Source organism: Vibrio sp. MA40-2, from assembly GCF_047302445.1.
GTDB lineage: Bacteria > Pseudomonadota > Gammaproteobacteria > Enterobacterales > Vibrionaceae > Vibrio.
Genome location: NZ_CP178627.1, coordinates 707466 through 733814, shown reverse-complemented (window position 1 = coordinate 733814; position 26349 = coordinate 707466). Strand labels below are relative to the sequence as shown.

General features: G+C 39.8%; 19 protein-coding genes and 4 pseudogenes. 9 read left to right on the top strand and 14 right to left on the bottom strand.

Features of this window, described 5'->3' with window-relative positions; all coding sequences use genetic code 11:
- Positions 1-155: 155 nt before the first annotated feature.
- Positions 156-905 (bottom strand): tetratricopeptide repeat protein, encoded by a 750-nt coding sequence (locus ACLKML_RS03165; RefSeq protein WP_413283618.1) that lies wholly within the window; start codon positions 903-905, stop codon positions 156-158.
- Between the two features lie 86 nt (positions 906-991).
- Here ACLKML_RS03165 and ACLKML_RS03160 point away from each other — a divergent pair.
- The 3 genes and pseudogenes from ACLKML_RS03160 to ACLKML_RS03150 all read left to right on the top strand — a co-directional run.
- Positions 992-1093, top strand: a pseudogene (locus ACLKML_RS03160) (ATP-binding protein); the annotation flags it as partial.
- 44 nt (positions 1094-1137) lie between these two features.
- Entirely contained in the window at positions 1138-2154 is a 1017-nt protein-coding gene (locus ACLKML_RS03155) for an IS110 family transposase (protein WP_413283617.1), read from the top strand.
- A 230-nt stretch (positions 2155-2384) separates the two neighbouring features.
- Positions 2385-2776, top strand: a pseudogene (locus ACLKML_RS03150) (AAA family ATPase); the annotation flags it as partial.
- A gap of 58 nt (positions 2777-2834) precedes the next feature.
- On the opposite strand, the pseudogene tnpC reads toward ACLKML_RS03150, so the two are convergent.
- Positions 2835-4088: pseudogene (gene tnpC, locus ACLKML_RS03145) on the bottom strand (IS66 family transposase).
- A 517-nt stretch (positions 4089-4605) separates the two neighbouring features.
- Between tnpC and ACLKML_RS03140 the strand changes: the two are divergent.
- Positions 4606-5622, top strand: coding sequence for a LacI family DNA-binding transcriptional regulator (locus tag ACLKML_RS03140; protein WP_413283616.1), 1017 nt, complete (start codon positions 4606-4608; stop codon positions 5620-5622).
- A gap of 15 nt (positions 5623-5637) precedes the next feature.
- Here ACLKML_RS03140 and ACLKML_RS03135 read toward each other — a convergent pair whose 3' ends face one another.
- From ACLKML_RS03135 to ACLKML_RS03100, 8 genes are all read right to left on the bottom strand, one after another.
- On the bottom strand, positions 5638-6594 hold the full coding sequence (locus ACLKML_RS03135; RefSeq protein WP_413283615.1) for an ROK family protein: 957 nt from the start codon (positions 6592-6594) through the stop codon (positions 5638-5640).
- A gap of 30 nt (positions 6595-6624) precedes the next feature.
- Complete coding sequence (locus ACLKML_RS03130) at positions 6625-8049, bottom strand: glycoside hydrolase family 1 protein (protein WP_413283614.1); 1425 nt, start codon at positions 8047-8049, stop codon at positions 6625-6627.
- Between the two features lie 55 nt (positions 8050-8104).
- The gene (locus tag ACLKML_RS03125) at positions 8105-9508 is read right to left on the bottom strand and encodes a glycoside hydrolase family 1 protein (RefSeq protein ID WP_413283613.1); all 1404 of its coding nucleotides are present in this window, start codon (positions 9506-9508) and stop codon (positions 8105-8107) included.
- 24 nt (positions 9509-9532) lie between these two features.
- Positions 9533-9844: a PTS lactose/cellobiose transporter subunit IIA gene (locus tag ACLKML_RS03120; RefSeq protein WP_413283612.1), complete on the bottom strand. Its 312-nt coding sequence runs from the start codon at positions 9842-9844 to the stop codon at positions 9533-9535.
- 65 nt (positions 9845-9909) lie between these two features.
- Entirely contained in the window at positions 9910-11223 is a 1314-nt protein-coding gene (locus ACLKML_RS03115) for a PTS sugar transporter subunit IIC (protein WP_413283611.1), read from the bottom strand.
- A gap of 15 nt (positions 11224-11238) precedes the next feature.
- A complete protein-coding gene (locus tag ACLKML_RS03110; RefSeq protein ID WP_413283610.1) occupies positions 11239-11544 on the bottom strand; it encodes a PTS sugar transporter subunit IIB in 306 nt (101 codons plus the stop codon).
- A gap of 354 nt (positions 11545-11898) precedes the next feature.
- On the bottom strand, positions 11899-12600 hold the full coding sequence (locus ACLKML_RS03105; protein ID WP_413283609.1) for a type 1 glutamine amidotransferase: 702 nt from the start codon (positions 12598-12600) through the stop codon (positions 11899-11901).
- A 64-nt stretch (positions 12601-12664) separates the two neighbouring features.
- Complete coding sequence (locus ACLKML_RS03100) at positions 12665-13702, bottom strand: permease (RefSeq protein WP_413283608.1); 1038 nt, start codon at positions 13700-13702, stop codon at positions 12665-12667.
- 292 nt (positions 13703-13994) lie between these two features.
- On the opposite strand from ACLKML_RS03100, the gene ACLKML_RS03095 reads away from it, so the two are divergent.
- Positions 13995-14939 (top strand): rhodanese-related sulfurtransferase, encoded by a 945-nt coding sequence (locus ACLKML_RS03095; protein ID WP_413283607.1) that lies wholly within the window; start codon positions 13995-13997, stop codon positions 14937-14939.
- Positions 14940-15127: 188 nt separating this feature from the next.
- On the top strand, positions 15128-15448 hold the full coding sequence (locus tag ACLKML_RS03090) for a hypothetical protein (RefSeq protein WP_413283606.1): 321 nt from the start codon (positions 15128-15130) through the stop codon (positions 15446-15448).
- A gap of 9 nt (positions 15449-15457) precedes the next feature.
- Here the strand turns inward: ACLKML_RS03090 and ACLKML_RS03085 are convergent, their stop codons facing one another.
- A complete protein-coding gene (locus tag ACLKML_RS03085) occupies positions 15458-16489 on the bottom strand; it encodes a two-component system response regulator (RefSeq protein ID WP_413283605.1) in 1032 nt (343 codons plus the stop codon).
- A 230-nt stretch (positions 16490-16719) separates the two neighbouring features.
- Between ACLKML_RS03085 and ACLKML_RS03080 the strand changes: the two genes are divergently transcribed.
- Positions 16720-19080 (top strand): Lon protease family protein, encoded by a 2361-nt coding sequence (locus ACLKML_RS03080; RefSeq protein ID WP_413283604.1) that lies wholly within the window; start codon positions 16720-16722, stop codon positions 19078-19080.
- Between the two features lie 193 nt (positions 19081-19273).
- Here the strand turns inward: ACLKML_RS03080 and ACLKML_RS03075 are convergent, their stop codons facing one another.
- On the bottom strand, positions 19274-20068 hold the full coding sequence (locus ACLKML_RS03075; protein ID WP_413283603.1) for a flagellar brake domain-containing protein: 795 nt from the start codon (positions 20066-20068) through the stop codon (positions 19274-19276).
- Positions 20069-20442: 374 nt separating this feature from the next.
- On the opposite strand from ACLKML_RS03075, the pseudogene ACLKML_RS03070 reads away from it, so the two are divergent.
- Positions 20443-21534 (top strand): annotated as a pseudogene (locus ACLKML_RS03070) (RNA-guided endonuclease TnpB family protein); the annotation flags it as partial.
- Between the two features lie 82 nt (positions 21535-21616).
- Here ACLKML_RS03070 and ACLKML_RS03065 read toward each other — a convergent pair.
- Both ACLKML_RS03065 and ACLKML_RS03060 read right to left on the bottom strand, forming a co-directional pair.
- Positions 21617-23407, bottom strand: coding sequence for a glycoside hydrolase family 13 protein (locus ACLKML_RS03065; RefSeq protein WP_413283602.1), 1791 nt, complete (start codon positions 23405-23407; stop codon positions 21617-21619).
- Positions 23408-23476: 69 nt separating this feature from the next.
- Entirely contained in the window at positions 23477-24517 is a 1041-nt protein-coding gene (locus tag ACLKML_RS03060) for a LacI family DNA-binding transcriptional regulator (protein WP_413283601.1), read from the bottom strand.
- A gap of 429 nt (positions 24518-24946) precedes the next feature.
- Between ACLKML_RS03060 and ACLKML_RS03055 the strand changes: the two genes are divergently transcribed.
- Positions 24947-26296 (top strand): ABC transporter substrate-binding protein, encoded by a 1350-nt coding sequence (locus ACLKML_RS03055; RefSeq protein WP_413283600.1) that lies wholly within the window; start codon positions 24947-24949, stop codon positions 26294-26296.
- Positions 26297-26349 lie beyond the last annotated feature (53 nt).

Here is a 26349-nt window from a genome sequence, read left to right as displayed (position 1 = left end):
ATTTTTGGGTTGAGTGGGAGTTTAGATTTTTGTTGATATGTTGAAGACATATATAACAAGATTACTTGCACGTAGTGATCGGTTTAATAGCCATTTATCGAGACAACTTAACCAGTTAACGACCATGACAGCGATTAACTGGCTAATTGATTACACTAACGTTTACCAAATATATCGTTAGCGGTGGCCTTCTTGAACCAATAGTCAGACTTTGCTTGGTTTTTAGCCACTCCTATCCCTTCGAGATAGAATTTTGATGTTAAATATTGTGCTTCTATATCTCCTTGCTGAGCGGCTTTTCTGATGTACTTAAATGCCTCAGTGTTATTCGTTCCATAAAACGTATAACCATACATTTTTTGACCTTGCGGATGGTTATCTCTTGCTGATTGTTCGAACCAATAGACCGCTTTATCAAAATATTGTTCTACGCCTACCCCATGCATATACAACATCGCTACTTGAATTTTAGCCTCGCTATCACCCTTTCTAGCAGCTGTTATGAGTTGTTGATATGAACGTTTAATATTTAATTTATTAAACGAAAAATTTTTCCCCGGCAGTAAATACACATTATTCCAGTTGGTTTTGTAGTTGGATTGTACCGCTGACTTTGTAGTGACTATTGCCGGTGCTTGTACTGTTTTCACTGTTTTTATTGATTCTTTATAGTGCTTTAATCCCCAATCACCGGTACTGAAGGAGTAGCTCAATTTGTCTGACACCTCAATGGTATATTCCTGTAGATCAAGAAGAATTCGATTGGAAGCAGAGGCAATATACAAACAGACTATTGGAACGATTAATGTCGTTACAATATAAGCCGTTAATTGCCTTTTGTTTTTAGTAAAAATGCCTAAAACGATTGCAATCCACACACAGAATAATAAAGACGCTAATTTCACAATAATATTTAAGCGCACGAGGAATAATATCAGTAGCGAGCTCTTCAATATAATAACCGTCTTTACTACCATGATACGTAGGGGTGATGAGTAAAATTTACTTTATATGTGGCTTTATTGGATCGGGCAAAACGACCTATTTAAAACAGTTTGCAGCAAACATAATGAGATGGTACGTCCCTCCCTACACAGCTAAACTCAAATTGGTTTAGTCTTAAAAGGAAAGTGCCAAATGAATAACTCACACATTATCGGAATCGATTTAGGTAAGAACTCTTTTCATTTAGTTGGTCATGACCAAGCTGGGCATCAGTTATTTAAGAAAAAGCTTACTCGCCCAAAATTACTAGAATTCTTATCGTGCCATGAGCCTGTAATTATAGCCATGGAATCATGCGGCGGATCTCATTGGCTTGCTAGAAAATGTGCAGAATTTGGTCATACTGCCAAGCTAATTCCACCTCAATATGTAAAACCTTACGTTAAAACCAATAAAAATGACTTTATCGATGCCGACGCTATCGCAGAAGCAGCTTCACGGCCAACTATGAGGTTCTCCTCAGCAAAGACAGAGTCAGCTCAGGTTATATCAACTATTCGAAAAATTCGTAGCGGATATATTAGGGAGCGTACCGCTTGTATGAACCGAATTGGCTCAATCCTTCTTGAGTTTGGGCTCAGTTTGCCAAAAGGTCACGCTAGTATGAAAGGTTTATTCCAGTGGCTAGTGGATAAGAATCAACACCTTCCACCTCTAATCATTTTTGAATTAAGTGAGTTACATGAGCACTATCAAAATCTTAATGAACGCATAGATTCACAAGCAGATAAGGTCGAGAGAATTCTTGCAGATAACGAGCAGATGAAACAACTACAAAGTGTTCCTGGCATTGGCCCAGTCATCGCTAGTGCTTGTTTATCATCAGTTGGCAACCCCAATGACTTCAAAAACGGGAGAAATTTTGCAGCATGGATCGGACTTGTCCCCATTCAATATTCAACAGGTGGTAAATCAACGCTACTTGGAATATCGAAACGAGGAAATAAAGAACTAAGGACGCTATTCATCCATGCTGCAAGGTCTATTTTATGGAGAGACAAATCGGTCGAAAAATACTTTGGTTCGTGGCTTGTAGAGCTTAAGAAACGAAAACCCTTTAACGTGGCAGTGGTAGCACTAGCCAACAAAATAGCCCGTATAGCGTGGGCAATTTTAGTTAATAAAAAATCTTTTGAAATAAGAACATAATCAAAATTTGCAATGAGAGTAAAAAATGACACAACGGTTAGACCACCAGATTGAAGACCTGTTGCCCCAAACAGCAACTTAATATGCTTTAAACTTTGTGAGGACAGTCTGGCGCACACCTCATCATAGAGCTGAGACTAATAACTGTCTCTAATAGACTCTGGATATATTAGCGCAAATCAACTCGTTATTTTGAACTCTACTTGCAATAACGGGACGTACCATATATTGGGGCTTTTTGCTTCTCTATAGATGAATGGATGATTCCTTTGTACGGTGAGCATATGGAGCGAGACGTTTTTGATCGTTGTTTCGAAACGCTGACAACGTTATTTAAACAATCGGCACAGCAGTTGTTCTCGTTAGATGTACCTGTTATTTTCGATTTTGGTTTTTGGTGTAAATCAGAGCGAGATTCGTTTATTCAGTGGGCTTCCAATTTAAGTGTTGTCAGTGAAGTACACTATCTTGATTTACCTTTTGAGACTTGTAAAAAAGAGCATTAGCACGTAATTCCGATCTAGATGGTCAGTCTTATGGGATGACCGCAGAAATATTAGATTTATTCTGGTCTTGGTTTGAGACCCCAGAATTAAACGAAAATGTGGTTCGGATTCAATAAACAAATGATGCGAATGTGTTTATAGGTAACTATTCACTCGCGAGCTATTGACTACGGTTTACGATAAAAACGGGGGCGTTTGATAATCCACTTTGAGCATATGATGGTCGACGATTTCACGCAGCCATTTATAAGCGGAGATCTGTTGAATTTCAGCCGTCTCGATAAGCGAGAACATCCGCTCACGGAACTGGTCTCCTCGATATGAACGAGTTACATAACAGCACTTTCTCATCAATATGTAATTTCGGAGAACTCGCTCGGCTGCGTTATTTGTTAACGCCCATTCGGAGTCATCCATAAAACGCCAGACCATAGCATCGTCAGCGATGAGATCACGGCACCGACCTCGATATCGTTTAGAGCATTAATAACTGTCTAGTTTAAGCCAATGAAGCCAGCTCTGTCTTAATCGCCTGAGTCGACGATAATATTGGTTTTCGCTAATTTTGCTCTCAATATATCGATGGTGGCACCTGAATACGCTATGAGCGACTAATGCGAGTTTTTCTCCTATTTTTTGATTTTCAGGGCAAACACTCTCCTCGATAGCTATAACGTTTCTCAAGATGTGTGCCCAGCATAACTGTCGTTTGGAGTCATCAATATATTTATAGGCCGAGTATTGGTCAGTCACTAAAAGGTGTGAAACTGCCTCACCGAGCAGTCGTTTGGCAGCATGTTGATTTCTAACGCTATTAATCTGGAAAAAGGCTACGTCATTGCTCAGTGCAGCCCACATCCAACGTTTATCATTATTACGTTGATGTGAGGTTTCATCAGCCATAATCAGTTGAAAGGCTTTGACGGTCTCATGAATTTGTACATGAGTATCAGCTAGATATTCAGTCACTCGTCCCTGTACTGCTGATATCGCACCAGTAGAGAAGTTCCGCTGAAAGACATCTTTCAGCATAGACTGTATTTTACCTATACTTTGATGATGCTGCGTTGCTTGGATTGCGATAAAGCTATGCAGATTTGAGCCCATCTGAACGTCAGGCACATACTCTGGAAGCTCAGCTTGGTGTTTATCACCACACCATGAGCATTCGCCTTTGAAGACTTGATGTTGAACAAGCGTGTATGAGATATCGGGTAAATCAAAAATTTGTTGTCGTTTATAAGGTTTTCGATTTGGGATCACGCAACCACCGCAGTGGCATGTCTTATTTGGTAAGTATTGCTCAACCGAGGCACTATCTTCTACAGGATGAAGTAGTCGGCGATGGCCTTTATGCCTGGGTTGAGCTCCTTGCTTTTTTCCAGATTTCTTCCGATTAGGCGAAGTATTCTTGGCTTTGTTGTGCAAAGGCTGCTGTGATGATGGTACAGAAGAGTTTCGACTATTTTAATTTAGCCGGTCTTCAAGCTCTGCCAGCTTATTCCACAAAAAGTGGATGATATCTTTCGCCTCTTCAGGCGAATCGAAATCTGGCGGTGGAGGTAATGTTTTCTTATTCATACCTCCAGATTGCCATCACAAAAAGATCACTCAAGTTGAATATGGGATCAAGTTAACTAAGTCACAGAACTTTGGTGTCAAGGCCTCGTGGGTGAACAGTTACGTTTATAGTGTCAGGCTCTGGACTCCTTTCAAAAGTTCGCTCTATAAGAATGGTCAATCATAAGGTATAAAGGTGACATTTAACCAAGTATTACTCCACTAACAGCACAGTAGTTAGTATTAATCGTCTATAACTTTTTAGCATGTTTAATGTGTTAATTTTGTTTCAACCAAAGTGTAACCAGTTTTGTTGCATGTTATTATCTTTCTCACTAGCGGTTAGTTGTATATTAACTATTAATTAAAGAATTAAAGGGTGCTGATGAGTACTATTGTTGACGTTTGCAAGTTAGCTGGTGTATCTAAAGCCACAGTTTCAAGAGTGGTAAACGGTACAGGGCAAGTAAAAGAGTCTACCCGTAAAGCCGTTTTTGCGGCCATGGAGCAGCTTGGATATAGACCAAATAAACTCGCTCAAGCATTAGCAACTAATCGTACTAACAGCATAGGCTTAGTGGTTTCTGATTTTGATGGTGTTCATTTTGGGTTATTGTTAAAACAAGCTGCAGCGAGTGCGGATAGCGCCCATAAACAATTAATTGTGACTAACGGGAAAAATGATCCTGAACAGGAATATGAAGCGATTCGTCAACTTGAAGGACGTTGTGATGCGGTCATTCTTTATAGTCGAACATTGTCTGATGAACATATCAAAACTCTGAATAAACAACTGTCAATACCATTAGTTATATTGAACCGAAATTCCTCAGAGTCTTCTTATTATACGGTTTCTTTTGATCAAGAAGGGGCCATAACCCTAATGATGGAATATTTGATCCAACTTGGTCATAGAGGTATTGCATGTATTACCGGCCCACTTGATAATCCAACTGGACAAGCTCGTTTGGCTGGCTATAAAAATGCATTAAAAGCTAGCGAGATCCCATTTCAGATGAATCTGGTTGAAACCGGCGATTATCATATGATGAGCGGATATACCGCGTGCAAAAAATTGCTTGCTCAAGGTGCCTCCTTTTCCGCCATCGTTGCATTTAATGACAACATGGCGGTGGGTGCTTTAAAAGCATTGAATGAATCAAGAATTAACGTTCCAGAACAAGTCTCCATCATTGGCATTGATAATGACCCGATTACCGAGTTTTTTAACCCTACTCTAACAACAGTAGAACTACCTATTGAAGATATGACAAAACAAGCGGTCGACTTAGCATTAGAGCTTATTGAAACAAAACAGCGACTATCTTGTTCTCATCATCACCATGGAAAGCTTATTGAGCGTAATTCTGTAATTCCGTTCCAGGGACAAAAAGACAGTTAGAACGATAGGCTATGTTTATAATCGTGATATTTTTTGCGACTGCCTTTGTTTTTGCATGGTGACAAAATGATATACCGCACCAATTAGGCCATTATCATTGTTGAATGATGTACTTTCGATAGCAACAAGTTCATTGAACTTGAGTTTATTGGCTACGGGAATTGCTGTGAGTAACTGTTCCATTTTACCGATCACATTAGGAATTAACTCTGACCTTTCACTAATAGCACCGCCAATGATAATTTTGTCAGGATTGAGTATGAACGTTAAATTATGCAGTCCCACAGCAATGCTATTGTAAAATTCATCAATGATTTTGATGGCTATATTGTCGCCATTTTCCGCTAATGAAAAGATATCTTTCCCCGATATAAGCTCGAGGTTAGATATTCCTTTATCGTTCGCATAACGTCGTCTTAAGCCGTCTCGTACTGAGGCAGTCATATTCATTGTTTCGTTAGCTTTATCCTCTGTTTCATGTGCATAGGTAATGAAGGTGTAACCAAATTCACCAGCAAGTGAGTGGTGCCCGCGTATTAATTGGTTGTTTATATAAATCGCCCCACCGATACCTGTACCAAGAGTTATACAGACAAAGTTACTGATATCTTGGGCTTTCCCTAACCATTTTTCAGCTAATGCAACGCAATTAACATCATTCTCGACTTCTACCGCCAGAGAAAGTTTATCGGTTAAAATACGTTTAAAGTCGAACTCACTGAAATCGGAAATAGCGCCTCCGGATTTTAAATAGCCGGTTTCAATATTAACAAATCCAGGCACGGAGAATGCAGCACCAGAGATAATAAACTCCTGCTCCAACTCTTGTTTTATATTTACAATCGTTTGGATGATTTCTTTGCCGTTAGAGGCAGTTTTAACTTTTCCTCGGTGTAGAATATCTCCTTGAGCATTTACAATACCAAATTTAATGTCTGTACCACCAATATCAAACGACAGATAAGTTGCCATAGCGCTGCTTTCTCTCCAGTTTAGTTATTTTCACACGTCTTCATGGCGATTGGATATAACCTCTTTATACCAATAAAATGACGCTTTTTTCTTTCGTTGTAGGTTGTTGTTATGATCGACATAAATGAAACCATACTGCTTTTTATAACCATTCAACCAACTTAGCAGATCAATAGCGGACCACGCAAAATAGCCTTTAATATGCACACCGTGTTGGATCGCTTTTTTGACAGCAGCAAGATGTTCTTTTAAAAATTTAATTCTGGCTATATCGCAAATTTCGCCTTCAATAATAGGATCTTCATCGCCTAACCCGTTTTCGGTAATATAGATCTTAATTTGTCCATATTGCTCTTTTAGCATTTCAAGTCCACAGACAAAACCTTCTGGAGAGATTTCCCAATTCCATTTGGTATAACGTTTATCGTTCATTTTTACTGTTTGATAAACATTATCATAGCTTGTATCACCGGGTGAACCAGTTGCACTTGCACGTGTTAACTGCTGAGTATGAGTCTGTCCTTGAGCTTTCTGGACACGCATTGGTTGATAATAATTCAGCCCTATGAAGTCATTCAGTGGTGCGGCTTTTTCGATAGTCTCTAGTTCATCGGCAGTCCAGTCAGGAAGATTACCTTCTTGCTTGAGTTGGCTTACAACATATTGTGGATATGTTCCTAGCAGGATAGGATCAAAAAACCAATTCATCTTAAATTTGTTGGCATGTTCTTGCGCGAATAAATTATCTTCGGAATTGTCTACTGAAAACGCGGGATTAAAAACATGGCTGAGGCCGATTTCACCAAACTGATTCAATTTCTTATATTCAATGACAGCTTTCGCATGAGCATAAAAAACATTGTGCGTCGCTTGAAAATATTTTTTGGGATCATTCTGAATCCCAGGTGGGTGAGCACCACGCATATAACCAAGTGAGCAGAACACGACTGTTTCGTTAAATGTGATGAAATGTTTGACTCTGTCACCAAATTCGTTAAAGCAGAGTTTGGCATATTGGATGTAGGCGTTGGTCGTTTCTTTGTTCAACCAGCCGCCTTTTTTCTCCAAGGTTAAAGGCAAATCCCAGTGGTAAAGAGTGATAAATGGGACCATTCCATATCTCAGACATTCGTTAATCAGGTTATTGTAAAAATCAATGCCTTTTTGATTTACTTTGCCTGTTCCTTCAGGAAATATCCTAGCCCAAGAGATAGAGAAGCGATAAGACTCAAGGCCCATTTCCGCCATTAACGCGATGTCTTCTTTATAACGATTGTAATGGTCGATGGCGACATCACCATTAGTATTTTCGAAAGTTTTACCTGGGATTTTGCTGAATTCATCCCAGTTTGTTGGGCCTTTTCCATCTTGATCCCAAGCTCCTTCAATTTGATACGAAGCAGTTGCTGCGCCTATTAAAAAATCATTAGCAAATTTCATTGTATGGGTATCCATTAAATTTAGTTCCTGAGACGGGAATTAATTCTCAGGAGAACGATAAGGGGAAGTGCTATAATTGATTGTTCTCAATTAAATTTTTATACCAATGGAAACTTTTTTTCTTCGAGCGTTTCATTTCTTTGAGGTCAAATTCTTCTCTATCTACGTGAATGAATCCATATCGTTTAGAGCAACCTTGATGAGTACTAACCAAATCGATAGCAGACCATGGGCAGTAACCAAACACTTCAACTCCGTCGGTAATGGCGTATTGCACTTGTTCTATATGCTTATGTAAGTATTCAATGCGATAATCATCGTTAATTGAGCCATCTTCCTCTACTACATCAAAAGCGCCTAGACCATTTTCGGTCACAATAAGTGGCAATGCGTAACGTTCGTAGATTTCGCGCATTGTCGTTCTGAAACCTACAGGGTCTATTTCCCAGCCGAATTCATTTTTTTCTAGGTTTTTATTTCCTACACCTTTATATGCGCCAATTTCACCAATAGTGATCTGCTGGTCACCAGTGGAATTAATATCACTTTCATCACCAGAACTGGCTGCAACTGTTTGCGAGTTATAGTAATTAAAGGCGATAAAATCTGGTTTGGCCGATGCCATAATGGCCATGTCCTGAGGTTCGATAGTAGGAAGAGCATCCCTTTCTTCTAGGAAACGAAGAACGGTCTTGTTGTATCGACCATACACTGCCATATCTAGGTACAACCAGTTACGTAGAGCCGAAAATGTATTTGCCGCTAAAATGTCTTCTGGTTTTGCTGATGCTGGATAGATAACAGAGATATTAGGAGCAGGACCAATTTTCGCTTCAGGCAGTATTTGGTGGCATAGGCTCATGGCTTTCGCTTGTGCTAACAGCATGTGATGGTTTTGTTGATAGAGATCTTTCATTGGATTTTCGTCAGCAACATGCTTTGTTCCTAGCGCATCACCGTGTAAAATCATCATATTTTGTTCGTTAATTGTCAGCCAGTATTTCACTCGGTTGCCATAATGCTCAAACAGAGTTTTACTATATATTGCAAAAGCTTCAACCGTGTTTCTGTTAGACCAGCCTCCTTTTTCTTGTAGAGCATAAGGCAGATCAAAATGATACATGGTGACAATAGGTTCAATATTGTGCTTTAGTAATTCGTCAATTAGGTTGCTGTAGAATTCGATTCCTTTTGGGTTAATTTCACCATCGCCATTTGGAAATATTCTGGTCCATGCTATAGAGAAACGGTAGGCTTTGAGGCCAAGCTCTGAAAAGAGTGCAACGTCTTCTTTATATTTATGATAATGGTCGCTAGTGATTGTAAAATCTGTTGTACCTTGAACAACGTTTCCTTTATCGATGACAGACGGTCCTTTACCATCTTCATTCCACGCGCCTTCAACTTGATAGGCTGAAGTTGATGCTCCCCAGAAAAAATTGTCAGGAAAGTCTTTTAATTTTGTGTTTTGCATGGGTAGGTCCTGTAGTTATTTTTCTTATGCATCTTGCATAGTGCGGTGAATGTTAATAAGCTCTTCGATGAGTTCTCTTGCTAGCATTGAGGTCATGATATGATCTTGTGCGTGCACCATAATTAGGTTTACCGGTACTTTACCTTCGCCTTCATCAAGACCTATAAGCTCAGTTTGTACAGAATGCGCGCGTTTTGATGCAGCAGTAGATTGAGCTAACAGGTCATCAACTTCCTCCCATTGTCCTTTCTTAGCACTGATTAATGCTTGCATTGCACAGCTTTTCGATTCACCTGCATTGATGATCAATTCCATAACAGTAGATTCAAGATCCATTGTGATACTCCGAGTCATTATTGGCGGGAAATGATTTCCCGCCAGAACAAATAATTAGTGTGTGATTAAGCGTAGTTAGGTGTGTTTGCGCTCTTTTCGTTTTCAGTTGGGGTTTCTTCTGCAATCAATTGTTTTTCATAAATTTTGAAGAAAGGATAATAAATAACCAAATCAAGTATAATTAGACCGATTACGAGTAAGCCGTTATTTATTTCCCAACCGGCTCCCCAAGCAGCACCAATTGGAGCTGGAGCAGTCCAAGGAACGAGTGAAATTGTTTTGCTAATTAAGTCAGTTTGTACTGCTATATAGGCAATGGTGGCATTTATCATTGGAGCGCCGACAAATGGTATAAATAGGACTGGATTCATTACGATTGGACTACCGAAAATAACAGGTTCGTTGATATTAAATAGTGTCGGTACCGCACATAGTTTTCCGATAGAGCGTAAGTGAACAGATTTACTACGTAGATAAAGTAAGACAAGCGCAAAGGTAGCACCTGAACCACCCAATGTAATAAAGAAGCTCCAAAATGGCTCAATAAAAGTTGCAGGTAACTCTGTACCTGCTGCTAGTGCATCTTGATTGAGCCCTAAGTTAACTAACCAGAAAGGCGCCATAATACCACCGACGATTGCTGCACCATGAATACCAGCAAACCAAAGAGCATGAGCTAGGAAAGCAGCTAAAAGAATGGCAGGTAAAGAATCGGAGGCTGAAATTAATGGAGCAAATAATGACATGATAGCCGCAGGCAAAATCATATCTAGCTGACCTTGCAAGAATAGATTTAGTGGGTAAATGGTAAAAATAACAACCAGAGCTGGAATTAATAGATCGAATGATTGTCGGATTTTTTCTGGTACTTGCTCAGGTAATTTGATGCCAATGTTTCTCATTTTTAAGAATCGAGTCAGCTCCGTGACATAAATAGATAAGATAATGGTCGTGAATATGCCGGTACCACCCATGAATGCTGCCGATAATTTTCCATCTTCCATAGGTGCGGCAACCAATAAAAAGGTCATGAGGGATAGTAGACCGGTAGGAAGCGCATCGAGTTTGTAGTGGTTTGCTAGGTTATAGGCAATGCCGACACTGATATAACAAGACATGATACCCATCGTCATATTGAAAGGTGTCATAATTTGGTCGAAATACTGCTGAGACATGCTGATCCACCACTGGCCAAACCCAAAAGATGTTTCTGCAGAGAAAGGAGGAAAAGCGAATACCAGTAAAAATGAACCCACTATCATAAAGGGCATACCACCGATAAATCCATCACGTATGGCACTAACATGACGTTGTGACGCAAATGCACCAGCAACGGGTGCGATCTTATTTTCAATGAAATCAAAAAAGGGGTTAGACATGATTTTTCTCCATTATTAGACCAGTAGTGCCAAAGCATCATCGAGTATTTTTTCGCCTTTCATCATTCCGTAATCCATGGCATTTATCACGGCAACTGGTTTGCCGACCCTATCTGCTTTTAGTTTGAAGTCATTCAATTTGTATTTTATTTGTGGGCCTAAAAGAAAGCAGTCATAAGTATCTAGATTTGCATCAAATTCATCTAATCCAACCGCTTTAACTTCAACAGACAGATTTTTATTGGCGGCAGCTTCTTTCATTTTTTTTACGACCATACTGGTTGACATACCAGCGGCACAGCAGAGAAGAATTTTAGTCATATCGTTGTCCTCAGTTTGTTTGATTTATTATCTTAGGTTAGGAATACATTTTGTTTCCAAATAACTGTAACCGGTTTCTGTAACCGGTTACAGTTTGTGGCTGCATTTATGTGAGATGCTTCATTATATTTTGGTTTTTGAGAGCAAAAAACGGTATCGCATTACTGAATTTTTGTAACCGGATCACAAACGTCAGAATGATCAGAGAGAACGAGAGCAGAGAGGGTAAACTGCGTTCTAAATACAGTTTACCGTTGAAAGGATAGCGTCAATTTACTCGAATTGAGGATAGATGCTAATTGAGAACCGCACTGGTTAAGGAAGGAACCAGATGATTCCTCTAGAGGAGCACTATTAATTGAACAAAAATTGATGAGCGAATTGATTAAAAATGGTAGAAAATCGCATGGATTCCTTATCATGGATTTTTGCTTTGTGTCGCTGCTCTTCGTTAAATTGGTTTGTACGTTGTTCAAGTAAAGCATTAAAAAACGGCCCGCTAAATTCAGGATGTCCTTGAACCGTTAGTACTTGGTTTTTGTAGCGAGTAATGTAGTTAGGGCAAAATTGGTTCCCTGCTATGACTTCAAATTGGTTCCCTGGTTTCACTACCTGATCTTGATGGATCGATATTAACTTCATGCTTTGGCCTGCATTTAATTCTCCAATATTTTCTTTTAACTGCACGTGGTAAGAGCCTAGCCCCCATCCTTGATCCGCTCTTTGTACTTCGCCACCTAGTGCATGATTAATTATCTGATGACCAAAACAGATGCCAAACAGTTTTCTATTCGCCAAAAATGCTTGGCGAATAAATGTGATTAAGTGATGGAGCCACTCTAGATTATCGTTCACGCCAGATGGGCTTCCTCCAATAACATAAGCCTCACATTCATACGCATCCTGTGGTAGTTGGTGTTGTTGGTAGACATTCCATACTTTAACTTCACCATATTGTTCTAAATTTAATTGGGACTTGAGACAGTCGGTATAGTGTCCAAATTCATCCACTAATTCGGATGGCACATCACCACAAAGCAAAATTCCGATGGTCATTTTTTATTCCTTAAAGTACGCATGGTCTGAATCGAAGTTTCAGGCCATGCATTAGTGACTAAACCTAAACTACATATTGAAAAAGTAAGCCTGCGATAACCGCAGTCGTTAACACAATACCGACAAAAGCGATCACTGCTTTCGGTTTTAGAACAGAAGAAACTAGGGCGATTTCAGGCAAACTCGCGCCAGTACCACCGACAATCAGTGCCATGGCTGGACCGAGTCCCATTCCTTTTACGATTAACACATTGAGCAATGGAATCGCCATTTCGATTCGAAGATACAGCGGAACACCGATGACAGCGGCGATAAAGATAGACGACATATTGTCACCACCAACGTATTTCTCGACTAATTCTGATGGTAAGTAAGCTGCAGATAAACCACTGATTATTGCGCCCAGTAATACATAAGGAATGATTTTTTTAAACAAAGCCAATGCAAAACGAAGCGCGTTTTGGGTTTTGCTTGGTTCGATTTCATTCATCGTTAGCGTTCCCGTTGCACCACAAGCGAGGTTTACATTGGAGGTGTCGATTTGTGGTTGTGCATTACAAGAAGCCGCAACAGGTTGAGAGTTTTGATTTGCTGTTGTTTGATTGCTTCCACAAGTGGAGGCTTTTGGTGTTGATCCACAAGAAGGTGCTTTGTTTGTTTCAAGTTCATCTTCTCGTTTAATTTCATTACGCCATGGAGTTTTGGTTATTAACCAGCCGCCAATAACCGCAGAGCTAAACGTCACCGCGAGATAAGTAGCCGTAACTTTTAAGCCGAAAGTGGCGTACACCATAGCCAAAACGACGAAATTACACAGCGGAGCTGAAATTAAGAAGCTTAATACGGTACCTAGCGAGACACCCATTGTCGCCATTCCCATTGATACCGGTACAACTGAAGCGCTACAAAATGGCGTTAACATACCAAACAGTGAACCAAGGAGTGGCCCCCATTTTTCATGTTTAGCGAGTTTCTTTTGTAGTTTATCCTGTGGAATATATTCACGCATAAAGCCAGTCAGTATTGAGACGATTGCGATCACTATGATCAATGCACCTCCAACGTGAATAAATTCATCTAAAGCAACTGTTAGTTTTTCCATGTTCACGACATCACCCTTATGTTTATTAGTAAACCCTAAAATTAGTTTGGATAAAAACAATACTATTAAATGCATAATTGCGCAAGTATGTATTTGTTTGGGCGGTTAGTACCTTAATGAGGACAGGGACTATTTAGTTATATAATCCTATCGTTATATAATTTTACCGTTATATAACCCTATTTTTACTTGGTTTTTGTTTGTGTGCTGCTTAGTTATACTGCAGCGCTTTTAAAATAATACTGATACCACACGCTCTGGATTTACGTTCCAGCTCGCAGAAGGAAAAACCATGTCTCAATATGTAGTATGTGCTTTATATAAATTTGTCACTTTGGATAATTACCAAGAATTTCGACAGCCTTTAACCGACCTCCTTATCGCAAATAAAATCAAAGGAACCTTGCTACTCGCAAGTGAAGGGATCAATGGGACGGTTGCCGGTAAGCGTGAATCAATAGATGCGCTATTGGCATGGTTCGATCAAGACGCTCGTCTTGCTAATGTGGTTCATAAAGAATCATTCAGCGAGGAACTGCCGTTTAACCGGACAAAAGTAAAATTGAAAAAAGAAATAGTGACGATGGGAGTAGAAGACATCGATCCGCTGAAAGTGGTTGGTACCTATGTTAAGCCGGCCCAGTGGAATGAGCTGATTTCTGATCCAGAAGTGTTATTAGTTGATACGCGTAACGACTATGAAGTTGATATAGGGACGTTTAGGAATGCAGTCAACCCCAATACTGAAACGTTCCGTGAGTTTCCGCAATATGTTGCCGATAATCTAGATCCAGCGAAGCACAAAAAAGTAGCTATGTTTTGTACTGGGGGTATTCGTTGTGAAAAATCAACTGCTTACCTAAAAGAGCAAGGCTTTGATGAAGTGTATCATCTTGAAGGTGGTATCCTTAAGTATTTAGAAGAAGTACCAGAAGAGCAGAGCATGTGGGAAGGCGATTGTTATGTATTTGATGAGCGTGTTGCTGTGAATCATCAGTTGCAAAAAAGTGATTATGATATTTGTCATGCTTGTCGTTTACCGATAACAAGTGATGAGAAAAAATCTGAGCATTTCGAGAAAGGTGTCAGTTGTCCTAAATGTATTGATAAACATAGCGAAGAGAGAAAAGCCCGTTTTCGTGAACGTGAAAAACAAATCCAGCTAGCGAATGCACGAGGCGAAACTCACGTTGGCTCTGAAGCGGTGCATCGAATTAAGCCGAGTAAAAATAACTGACGCTGCAAAGTAGGATGACTTAAGACACTCAGTACAGACCCCATGCTTTTTGCTGGGGTTTACTTGCTTATATACTGGTTTTACGGAATCGAATTCAATTTGATCATGATGTTAACGGCCCAATTTGGTCGTGGAGCAAAAGTGCGTCTATAATTACTTATATTCATGAATCAATCAGGAGAGAAGTTATGGCCGTTACTCGCATGCATACTGACCCTGGAAAGTCCTATGATCCCAATAAGGAACTGACGAATACTCAGCGTAAACGTTTTTCTGAGATAGCCAACAAAACCGAAGAACGTCGAGAGCAGCGAGAGCTTTACCAGTCAGTGATCCACCCTGAAAAATTACACGCAAAAGCCTATCAAAAATTAAAACAACGGCGGATGAAAAAAGCGATACTCAAACCAGAAAAATCACCTGAGTTAACACGTTGGCGAGTAGTCGGTTGGTTTATTGTCTTAACGATATTCTGGTTGTCGATACATTTTATGTTTCCCAGTCAGTAAGCACTTACTTTATTCGTAGAAATCTTGATGTTGATCTCTAACCTTTAATATTTCTGGTAAGCATTCAAGAAATTTGGGTACTAGGCTCGGATCAAAATGTTTCCCAGCTTCTTCTTGTAGTAAATCAATGACCTTCTCCATTGGCCAAGCGGCTTTATAAGGCCTTACACTGGTTAATGCATCAAATACATCTGTGATAGCCACAATCCGAGCCGATAAAGGAATATCGGTTCCAGCTATGCCATGCGGATACCCAGTCCCATCCCACTTTTCATGGTGGTAAATAGCTACTTCTTTCGCCAGTTGTAAAAGTGGCGACGCATGCTCACCGATAATTTCGCCGCCATAGCTAGAATGCTGTTTCATCGTTTCCCACTCTTCTGCATCAAGCTTACCGGGTTTTAGTAACACACGATCGGGAATGCCTATTTTGCCAATATCATGCATCGGCGCTGCGTTATACAGCAAATCGATCCAGTCGGCATTATCGCTTACTTTTTCTGCTAGTAGTTTGGTGTATTTACTCATGCGTACTACGTGTAAGCCCGTTTCATTGTCTTTATATTCGGCCGCTCTGCCTAATCTACGGATGATTTCAAATCGAGTTTCGTTTAGTTCAGCGGTTCTAGTTTGGACTAATTTCTCTAAGTGACGGGCTTGATCATATAAACTAAGTTGCGTTTTTACGCGGGCGAGAACTAAGGGAGGACTTATTGGCTTGGTGATATAGTCGGTGGCGCCTAGTGCAAAGCCTCTTTCTTCGTCTTGAATTTCCGATTTGGCGGTAACAAAGATAACCGGTATTTTACACGTTTCAGGATCGCGCTTTAGTTGCTCACAGACTTCATAACCGTCCATATCTGGCATCATGATATCTAATAGTATTAAATCAGGCTGAGGGTGAGCTTTGGCAATTTTTAGTGCAATTTTTCCGTTTAATGCTGCTTTAACTTTATAGTGCTTACGCAACACGCCGCTTAATATGTCGATGTTATCTGGCGTATCATCTACCACTAATATGCTTGCGTTATTTTCTATCATCCCTAACCTCAGGTAGTGTAAGTTAAGCCACTGATGATGCTCATACTTACTGGTTGCTTTATTGATTGCAGTACTTTTATTGATTGTAGTACTAAACGTGAACTTTGAATAAGTAAATTGATTAACAAATAACCACTTAACACTCGTTTGTTGGTTAACTCACTAAAATGTAATGAAAAAGCATCTACACTGATAAAATCATTGTAAATGAATTATCACGGGAGGTGATAATGCCTATTGTTTCTTTAACGCCAGCGGAACTTTACCATGTAGCGGAGTTAGAAAAGCTTCCCTGCAAGTCAACTAAAGAGTTGCCGCCATTGGATGAAATTGTTGGGCAAGAGCGAGCGCAGAAAGCGGTCGAATTTGCGATGTCTATTAAGGAAAAAGGGTACAACATTTATGCAATAGGTCGGAATGGTTTGGGTAAACGAACCATGATTTTGCGCTATTTAAACCGGCATCAACATGAAGTGAATACTTTACATGATTGGTGTTATGTTGCGAATTTTGATGACATTAGAACCCCAAAAGTGCTTAAGTTACCAACTAAGATGGGAGTTAAATTTAAGCAAGATATCGAAAAATTGATGGTGAAGTTAGTAAAAGCGATTCCATTAGCGTTTGATAACGAGATGTATTTTACTCGAGCTGAGAAATTAAAAAGTCAGTTAGTCAACAAGCAACAAAGTGACTTGGAAGAGATCAGTAAGAAAGCGCAACAGAAGAACATCAGTTTAACTTTAACCACTCAAGGGGATTATCAATTTATCGCCATGAATGGTGAAGAAGAGCATACCGAAGAAACGTTTGATGCACTGTCAAAGAAAGAACAGCAACAATTTGGTAAGCATATAGATGAATTAGAAATACAGCTGAGAACTATGGTTCGTCGGCTAACGGAATGGGAAGAAAAGTACAGCGAAAAAATACAAAAGTTAAATGATGAAGTCACTTTAGATGTCATCACACATTTTATTAAAGCACTCAAAAAAAAATATGTAGGTTATGTTGAAATAAAGAAATATCTGACCGAGCTGCAAAAAGATATTGTAGAGAACGTTGAGATTTTTCTTGAAGAAACGGGTGAACAAGGTGAAATAGCTACCGCTTCGCTAGATAAAAAATTGCCGAGGCGTTATCGAATCAATGTGCTAGTGAGTCAAAGTGATGATACGTTGCCTATTATCGTTGAGGAAAACCCGAGTTATCATTCTCTGTTTGGCTATACAGAAACGGCCACCTATAAAGGTACAGTTTTTACTGATTTTTCGCTGATTCGATCCGGCAGTTTGCATAAAGCAAATGGCGGGGTTTTACTTATGGATGCGATAAAAGTACTTGAGCAGCCCTACGTTTGGGATGGCATAAAAAGAGCGTTACGTTCAAAGCAACTTAGTTTTACCTCTTTGGAAAAAGAAGTGACGTTAACGGGTACCGTTTCACTTGACCCTGAACCGATCCCTTTGGATGTGAAGATTATTTTATTTGGTGATTATCGAACCTATCAGTTATTGCAACACTATGATCCAGAATTTAGCGAGTTATTTCGTGTAACCGCCGATTTTGAAGATGAAATGAAACGTACCCCTGATTCTGAACTGCATTATGCACGGTTTATTTCTAGTATTGTGCATGACAATAATATGCTGCATTGCGATAAACAGGCGATGAGCCGAATTATTGAGTACAGTTCGCGTAATGCGGGAGATCAGAATAAGTTATCGCTGCATTCTGCTCATATCGCCAACTTACTTAGAGAATCGAATTACGTGGCGAGAAATGCTCGTTCTAATTTAATTCGTGCTAATCATGTTGAGCAAGCTTTAGAAAACCAGAAAATGCGCGCCAGTCGGTTGCAAGATGATGTCATGGAAAGTTTCGTTAATGGGTCTACTTTATTACGAACTGAGGGCACAGCGATAGGTCAAGTGAATGCATTGTCAGTTTTATCGACCAGTGATTACATGTTTGGTGCACCAAACAGAATTACTGCAACCACGTCCTATGGAGAAGGAGGTGTCATTGATATCGAGAGAAACGTCGATCTTGGTGGCAGCATTCATTCTAAAGGCGTTTTAATTTTATCTGCTTATCTTGCTTCTGTGTTTGGTAAGACGGCTAAAGTACCATTGACGACTCACATTACCTTTGAGCAATCTTATGGTGGGGTTGATGGCGACAGTGCGAGTATGGCCGAGTTTTGTGCGATAGTGTCTGCTTTTGCCAAGCAAGCAAACCGGCAAGATATCGCAATTACTGGCTCGATGAACCAATTTGGGGAATCACAACCAATTGGTGGTGTTAATGAGAAAATAGAAGGGTTCTTTGATGTATGTTGTATCAAAGGTCGTTCAGCACACCAAGGTGTGATTATTCCTAAATCCAATGCTCATAACTTGATGTTACGAAAAGATATTGTCAAAGCGGTTGAGAAAGGCGAATTTTCGATTTGGGCTATTGAGCATGTCTCTGAAGCTATTGAGTTATTGACAGGAAAACCAGCGGGTGAAGCAACGGAAGAGGGTAGTTTTCCAGTCAATACCATATTTGGTATTGCACAAGCAAAACTCAATGCTTTACGTAAGTAAAATATCCTGCTGAAGAAAATCGATAAACGCAGAGAGAAAAAATAGAACGAAATAGAGATAAGCCGTGATAGTCATCAACGAGCTTATGTTTCAAGGAGTCTAGATTTCGAGGAGCTTATATTTGGTGGAGCCTAGGCTCCATTTTGCAATTATTACGTTACTGACAATAACAATCGCTATAGATTGCTTCTATTTATATTTTCAATGAGAGTTTTACGCCATCGAATTTGAGTAAACTCAATAAACTTTTAACATGAGATTTACCAATACTATCGAATCTAAGTCCATATTTAGCATAGTGCATAGAAGATTGCAGGTTACAAATTTTGCCATGAAGCGGAAGTAATTGAACTTTGGAGTTTGCTGAAGTCATGATGTTTATAACCACCTCTTCGCCAACATCATATTTTTTAGCCAAAGGGCTGGTAATAAATCGGCATCCTCCTTTCGATAAATCTCTTACTTCACATTCAATTTTACTTTGTCCGGTTTTCGTATTTACAGCCCCAGTATTCGTCGTAGTTGCATTTGCACGTTCAACACAAGCTTTCAATGATACATCGTACCTTGGTTCTTTTCTTAACTGATGTATTTTCATTGTACTTGGAATAGACACCATGACTAACGGGATGGGATCTTTGAGGATATGCACAATCTGGGTTTTGAAATAGATGAGTGCGCCTTCACCTTTTTGGGAGATAGCCCGAACATTCATCCAGAACCCTTCTTGGAAAAAGTAACGTTGATCTTCTTCCGATATATTGGGGATCTCCATTAGAATTAAATTGTTCGAATGGCTACCAATAAAGTTGGTTTTTCCCATATATTTGATACCAACGGGCGTAGTGAGATTAATAGTTAACTCGCTACCATGAGCAACCATATCAATAGCATCGGTACTATTTATAGTACTTTCATTGCACTTGATTTCAGATGGCTCTTTAACTTCCACTTTACGGTGTTGTGTTCCTAAATATTGAGCACCCACTCGTTAACTCCTATGTAAATATAAGCCTATATAGGCATATTCACTTATAAATAATAAGGATTATTTATATTGTTGCAACTGACTTTTTAGTATGAGCCAAAATATAAACAAATAGTTGCATAATATGTGATCTTGTTATAGGTAAATAAATGGATACCGCTAAATACTCTTGATTTATAACAAAGGGTATTTAGCAATCTCGCCGTAAACCCTCGTCCGATCTGAGGGCGGGGATATAAGGCGAAAGTGCGGTAGCACTTTAAAGTAGACATATTACAAGTGGTTGATATAATACTGGACATATATACAGTCGAGAGTTCTAGGTGTTAAGAGCAACGAAGGTACGCATTTATCCAACGTAAGAACAAGCTGAGTTTTTAATAGCTCAGTTTGGCGCTGTGCGTTTTGCGTATAATAAAGCTCTGCACTTAAAGTCTCACATGTACCGCAAACATGGCGTAACACTGAATCCTAAAAAGGATATAAAGCCATTACTTTCCATTGCCAAGAAATCACGAAAGTACCACTGGCTTAAACAATATGACTCGATTGCCTTACAGCAATCAGTCATTAATCTGCACTCTGCTTTTGATAACTTCTTTAATCCAAAATTAAGAGTTAAATACCCAAACTTTAAACGTAGACACGGCAAGCAATCTAGCTATCACTGTGTTGGTGTTAAGGTTCTTGATGGTGCGATTAAACTCCCCAAGGTGACCCCAGTTAAAGCCAACATCCATCGTGAGATCATTGGTAAGGTTAAAAGCATTACTCTCAGTTTGAGTAAAACAGGTAAGTTTTATGCGTCCATTCTTATGGATGATGGCGTTGAAACGCCTAGCTTGATTCACTCAATCGATAAAATCACTGGTATTGATTTGGGGTTATCACACTTTGTTATTCAATCGAACGGTAAGAAAGAAGCTAACCCGCGATTCGTAAAGCGTGCTGAGAAGAATCTTAGACGCAAACAGAAGCAGCTTTCTCGCAAGGCCAAAGGTAGCGCAAACAGAGCTAAAGCTCGTTTTCTTGTAGCAAAATGCCACGAAAAGACAGTGAACGCTCGCGCTGATTTCCAACATAAACTATCTCGAACACTCGTAGACAAAAACCACGCTGTGATTGTAGAGACATTGAAATCGGCCAATATGATGAAAAACCGCAAACTAGCGAAACACATAGCAGATGCTTCATGGCATAGCTTTGTTGTTAAGTTGGAGTACAAGTTGAAAGAGCAAGGCAAACATTTTGTTAAACTCGATCAGTGGTACGCCAGCTCTAAAACATGCCACGGTTGCGGTCATAAAATGGAAGACATGCCCTTATCCGTTCGCAAGTGGGATTGCCCATCTTGTGGCGCTACGGATATAGATCGGGATCTAAATGCCGCTCTTAATATTCGTGATAAAGGTATCCTAGAATTAAAAGCGGCTGGACAGTCGTTTCTGCTTATGGAAGCTGCGTAAGCCTCGATACTATCGAGCACTGGCTAACGAAATAAGAAGCATCGCCCAACGGGCGGTGAGTAGTCACCGGTTTGATTGGGTACTATTCAACATTGAAAATGTAAGCTTGATAAGGCTGTAACATGATATCCTGCAATGAGGTATTTAGCGCAGACGAACGATTTTCTGGGTTGTCATTAATCAAAACATGCTTGCTAACTTGATCAGCATTGGTTTCCAGTTCACCGACAGTAGCCAGGTGGCTGTCGGTAAACAGGTTATAATTATTAAGCAGAATTTTCTTAAGACTAAAATCGTAACGACGTTTTTGTGTTTCGGCTGTGAAATTTGCTAATATTAACAGTGTCTTACCGTCATAATAGCGAAGGTATGCGTAAACACTGGCATCATCTTTATCTAATAATTCGTGCTTACCGTAAACAACCACATCGCCAAATTCACTTCCTTTGCGCAGTGCAATCAGTTTTTGGTAGTGAGCATAAATTGAATCTTTATCGCTGATAGCTTGCTTAGCATTGATGTAAGTGTAATTAGGATTAATCGCAAGCCAGGGGGTTCCTGTGGTAAAACCGGCATTTTTTTCATTATCCCATTGTACTGGAACTCTGGCATGATCACGTGAAAAATGATTAAGGAAGTCTAATGCATCTTGTTTACTGACGCCTTTATCGATCATTTTTTGATAATGAAATTTTGCCATAAGATCGTCGTATTCATCAATATCCGCAAAATACTTGTTAGTCATACCAAGCTCTTCACCTTGATAAATATAGGGTGTTCCACTCATCATATGTAGAACCGTTGCTAACATTTTTGCACTAATCACTCGATATTCTTCAGATGGATCGCCGTAGCGAGACACGGCCCGAGGTTGATCGTGATTACTCCAATATAAACTGTTCCAACCTTTTTGATAAAGGTCATCTTGCCACTTCGACATAATGGATTTAAATTCTATTAAATCAAAAGGTTTACGTACGGCGTTGTGCTCTTCACGATCGATACCCATGTGTTCGAAATGGAAAATCATGCTCACTTCATGTCGATCAGGATGCGAATAGTAACGTCCATCTAGAGTTGTGGTAAAAGGCGTTTCTCCAACTGTGAGTACGTCATAATGAGAGAGCACTTTTTGGTGCATTTCTCTTAGGTATTGATGTACAAGAAGGTTATTTGACCAGTGTTCCCAACCCGCGACTCCAGAATCAAAAATGGTCGCATCTGGATAGTCGGATGGTTTGCCAATCATATTGATCACGTCCATTCTGAATCCGCCTAGTCCTTTTTTAAGCCAAAAATGCATCATATCGTAAATCGCATTTCTTACTTCAGGATTGGCCCAATTCAAGTCTGGCTGTTTTTTACTAAACAGGTGACAGTAGTATTGTCCTGTGTTTTCATCTAACGTCCAAGCTTTCGGTGTAAAGAAGGACTCCCAGTTATTCGGTTCACTACCATCTGCTTTTGGATCTTTCCAAATATACCACTCTCGTTTGGGGTTGTTTTTACTGCTTTTCGATTCAATAAACCATGGATGCTCGTCTGACGTATGGTTGGCCACTAAATCCATTACAATTTTTATATTTCGTTGTTTTGCCTGTGCAATTAGATCATCCATATCTTGCATACTGCCAAATTCTGGAGCAATCGCCATATAATCAGAAATATCATAGCCATTATCATCCATCGGAGAATCATAAACCGGACTGAGCCAAATAACATTCGCACCAAGTTCGCTAATATAATCAAGCTTTTCGATAATGCCGGGAATGTCACCTATACCATCGCCATTCGAGTCATTGAAGCTACGAGGGTAGATTTGATAAACCACGGCATTATGCCACCAGCGCTTAGCTAATTGTGTGGAACTCATGAGTGTTCTCCTTTAACAAATATTTTTAATAAATGAATGGCTATAAATAGGTCTTATCCATATCTTGTTTTAACTGGTATTACGCTTAACTAAGTGATACGGCAGTTGAACGGATTCATAAGGCACTAAATTAAGCGCCATTTGAGCAGCGACTCTGCCTTTTTCGACTAGGGGTTGTGCGATAGTTGTTAGGCCGTTGATTTCGGAATCTGGAATGCCATCAAATCCCACTATTTTTAACTGATTAGGGACCGAGATATTCAATTCTTTGGCGACTTGCAACGCAGACAGAGCAATTCTATCGCTCATACATAAAAGTACATCAACAGGATCTGATGCAGTTAAAGCCCCTCGTAATAGAGTATTTAATGCTTCAGAATTTAAGTCGTGTATTTGCCATACATCTTTAGTGGTTAACTGATGACCAACTTCAGATAAGGCCTTTTTATAACCCTCGAATCGACACCTTGAGATAGATTCTTTTTCACTGTAAAGGTTATCAAAATTGGCGAGTGTTAGAGAGGAAGAGGGTTCGAGTCTCAACCCTAAAATAAGTGCTTTATGTTGGCTTTTCTGTAAGGTATGCGTTGCTATTTCATAGGCCGCAGAATGGTTATTTATTCCAATTGAAGGGGCATTTTGTAAAGTAAAATCTACAGCGATTAACGGCTTACCTTGACGTTCGAGTCGTTCAATTATGCTCTTATCAACTGGTTTTCCATAAACAATAAAGCAATCAGGTATCGTTTCAACTTGGGTGTTTTGATAGTTTTCTGCCTTAGATGGAAGTAACAGCATATTGGCATGCTGTGTATCTAACGTTTGTGCTATCCCTGCCAGAAATTGAGTTGCAACAGGATCGGTGAAATTAAATACAAGGTTGTCGGCTAGCAACACGCCAATAACGCCAGTTTTACCGGTTCGCAAACTTCTGGCGGTTAAACTTGGCCCGGTGTACCCGAGTTCATTGCACTGGAATAAAATTTTGTCTCGAAGCGCAGAAGACAATTGATCAGGTCGATTAAAGGCATTAGAAACGGTTGCGGTAGACACGCCTAGTTTTTCAGCAACCGTTTTAAGGGTTGGCTTTTTAATCGTGTTATTTTGCATACCTTACCTTTTAGTTATCGTAGGCATTACTTTCGCCAGTCGTTTTGTTATAGACAAGGCGTTGTGATGAAAACTTTGCCGTGCCTAATGAACGACATAACAGATTCTAGAACGATTAAGTAAAATTAATAAATAGCCATAAGTTGCTATGAGTTGTTCTTTTGAACTTGCTCACTAAATATCGAAAATAAAGCCAAAATATTCGATCTATATAGCATATTTGGATGAGAAGTTGGTTGAATTTGCTAATGAGGTCTACTGTATTAATCAAGACTTAACCGATTAAGTCTTAATGTGATTTTGAACAAATAATAATTAAACATGAAACCGCTTTATTAAACGTGCACAACCATAATTAAACGTGAACAATCATAATTAAATGAAATAAAAGTAATTAAACGAACGTAACTAAACACGGAGTTTGAATCGATGAAAACTACTCTACTCACGAGCGCTGTGGCTTTGGCCATATTATCCTCGTCCGCAATGGCTGCTGATCTTAAATATTCACCGGGAGAAGATAGCCGATTTGATTGGTCTAGCTATGACGCCCTAAAAAATATTGACCTTAAAGGTGAAGTTATTACCTTGCGTGGTCCATGGTTAGGTCCAGATAAAGAGCTGGTTGAAACTGTGATTGCCTACTTTGAAGCGGCAACAGGAGCTGATGTCCAGTACGCCGGTTCTGACTCTTTTGAACAACAAATTGCTATTGATGTGCAAGCGGGTAGTGCTCCAAATATCGCCATTTTCCCTCAACCGGGTTTGGCTGCTGATTTGGCCTCAAAAGGCTTCTTAACACCTTTAGATGAAAGTTGGGGGCCATGGATAAAAGACAACTATGCAGCTGGGAACTCTTGGGTTGATTTGGGTACGTTTGCAGATAAACAAGATCAACAACATTTGTTTGGTTTCTTTTATAAAGTTGATTTGAAATCACTAGTTTGGTACATACCAGAAAACTTTGAAGACGCTGGCTATGAAGTTCCCGAATCAATGGAAGAGTTGAAAGCCTTAACGCAACAAATTGCGGAAGATGGCGACACACCTTGGTGTATTGGTTTAGGAAGTGGAGCCGCCACAGGTTGGCCTGCTACCGATTGGGTTGAAGATTTGATGTTACGAACTCAATCACCAGAAGATTATGATGCATGGATAACAAATGACCTTAAATTTAATGATCCAAAAGTGGTCGGTGCTATCGATGAATTTGGTTGGTTCCTACAAGATGAATTTGTAGATGGTGGCTCTCGTGCTGTCGCTGCAACCGATTTCCGTGATAGCCCGAAAGGCTTGTTTAGCTCGCCAGCCAAATGTTACATGCATCGTCAAGCTTCGTTTATTCCTAGCTTTTTCCCAGAAGGAACAGAGTTGGGCGCAGATGCCGATTTCTTCTATTTCCCTGCTTACGAAGGTAAAGAGCTCGGAAAACCAGTGCTTGGTGCAGGTACGATGTGGAGTATTACCAAAGATTCGAAAGCAACCCGTGAATTTATGAAATTTTTACGTTTACCGATTGCACATGAAATATGGATGGCTCAATCTGGATTCTTAACACCATTTAAGGGCGCAAACTTGGACGCTTATGCGAATTCAGCTCTTAAAAAACAAGGCCAGATTCTACTTGGTGCAACTACGTTCCGCTTTGACGGTTCCGATTTGATGCCAGGTAAAATTGGTGCAGGATCTTTCTGGACTGGAATGGTTGACTATAGTGGTGGTAAGTCTTCTAAACAAGTAGCCGATGAAATTCAAAGCACGTGGGATGCGATTAAGTAACTTATAGCAGTATAAAGGCCAGTATGAATATATTGGCCTTTATGTCTTTGTTT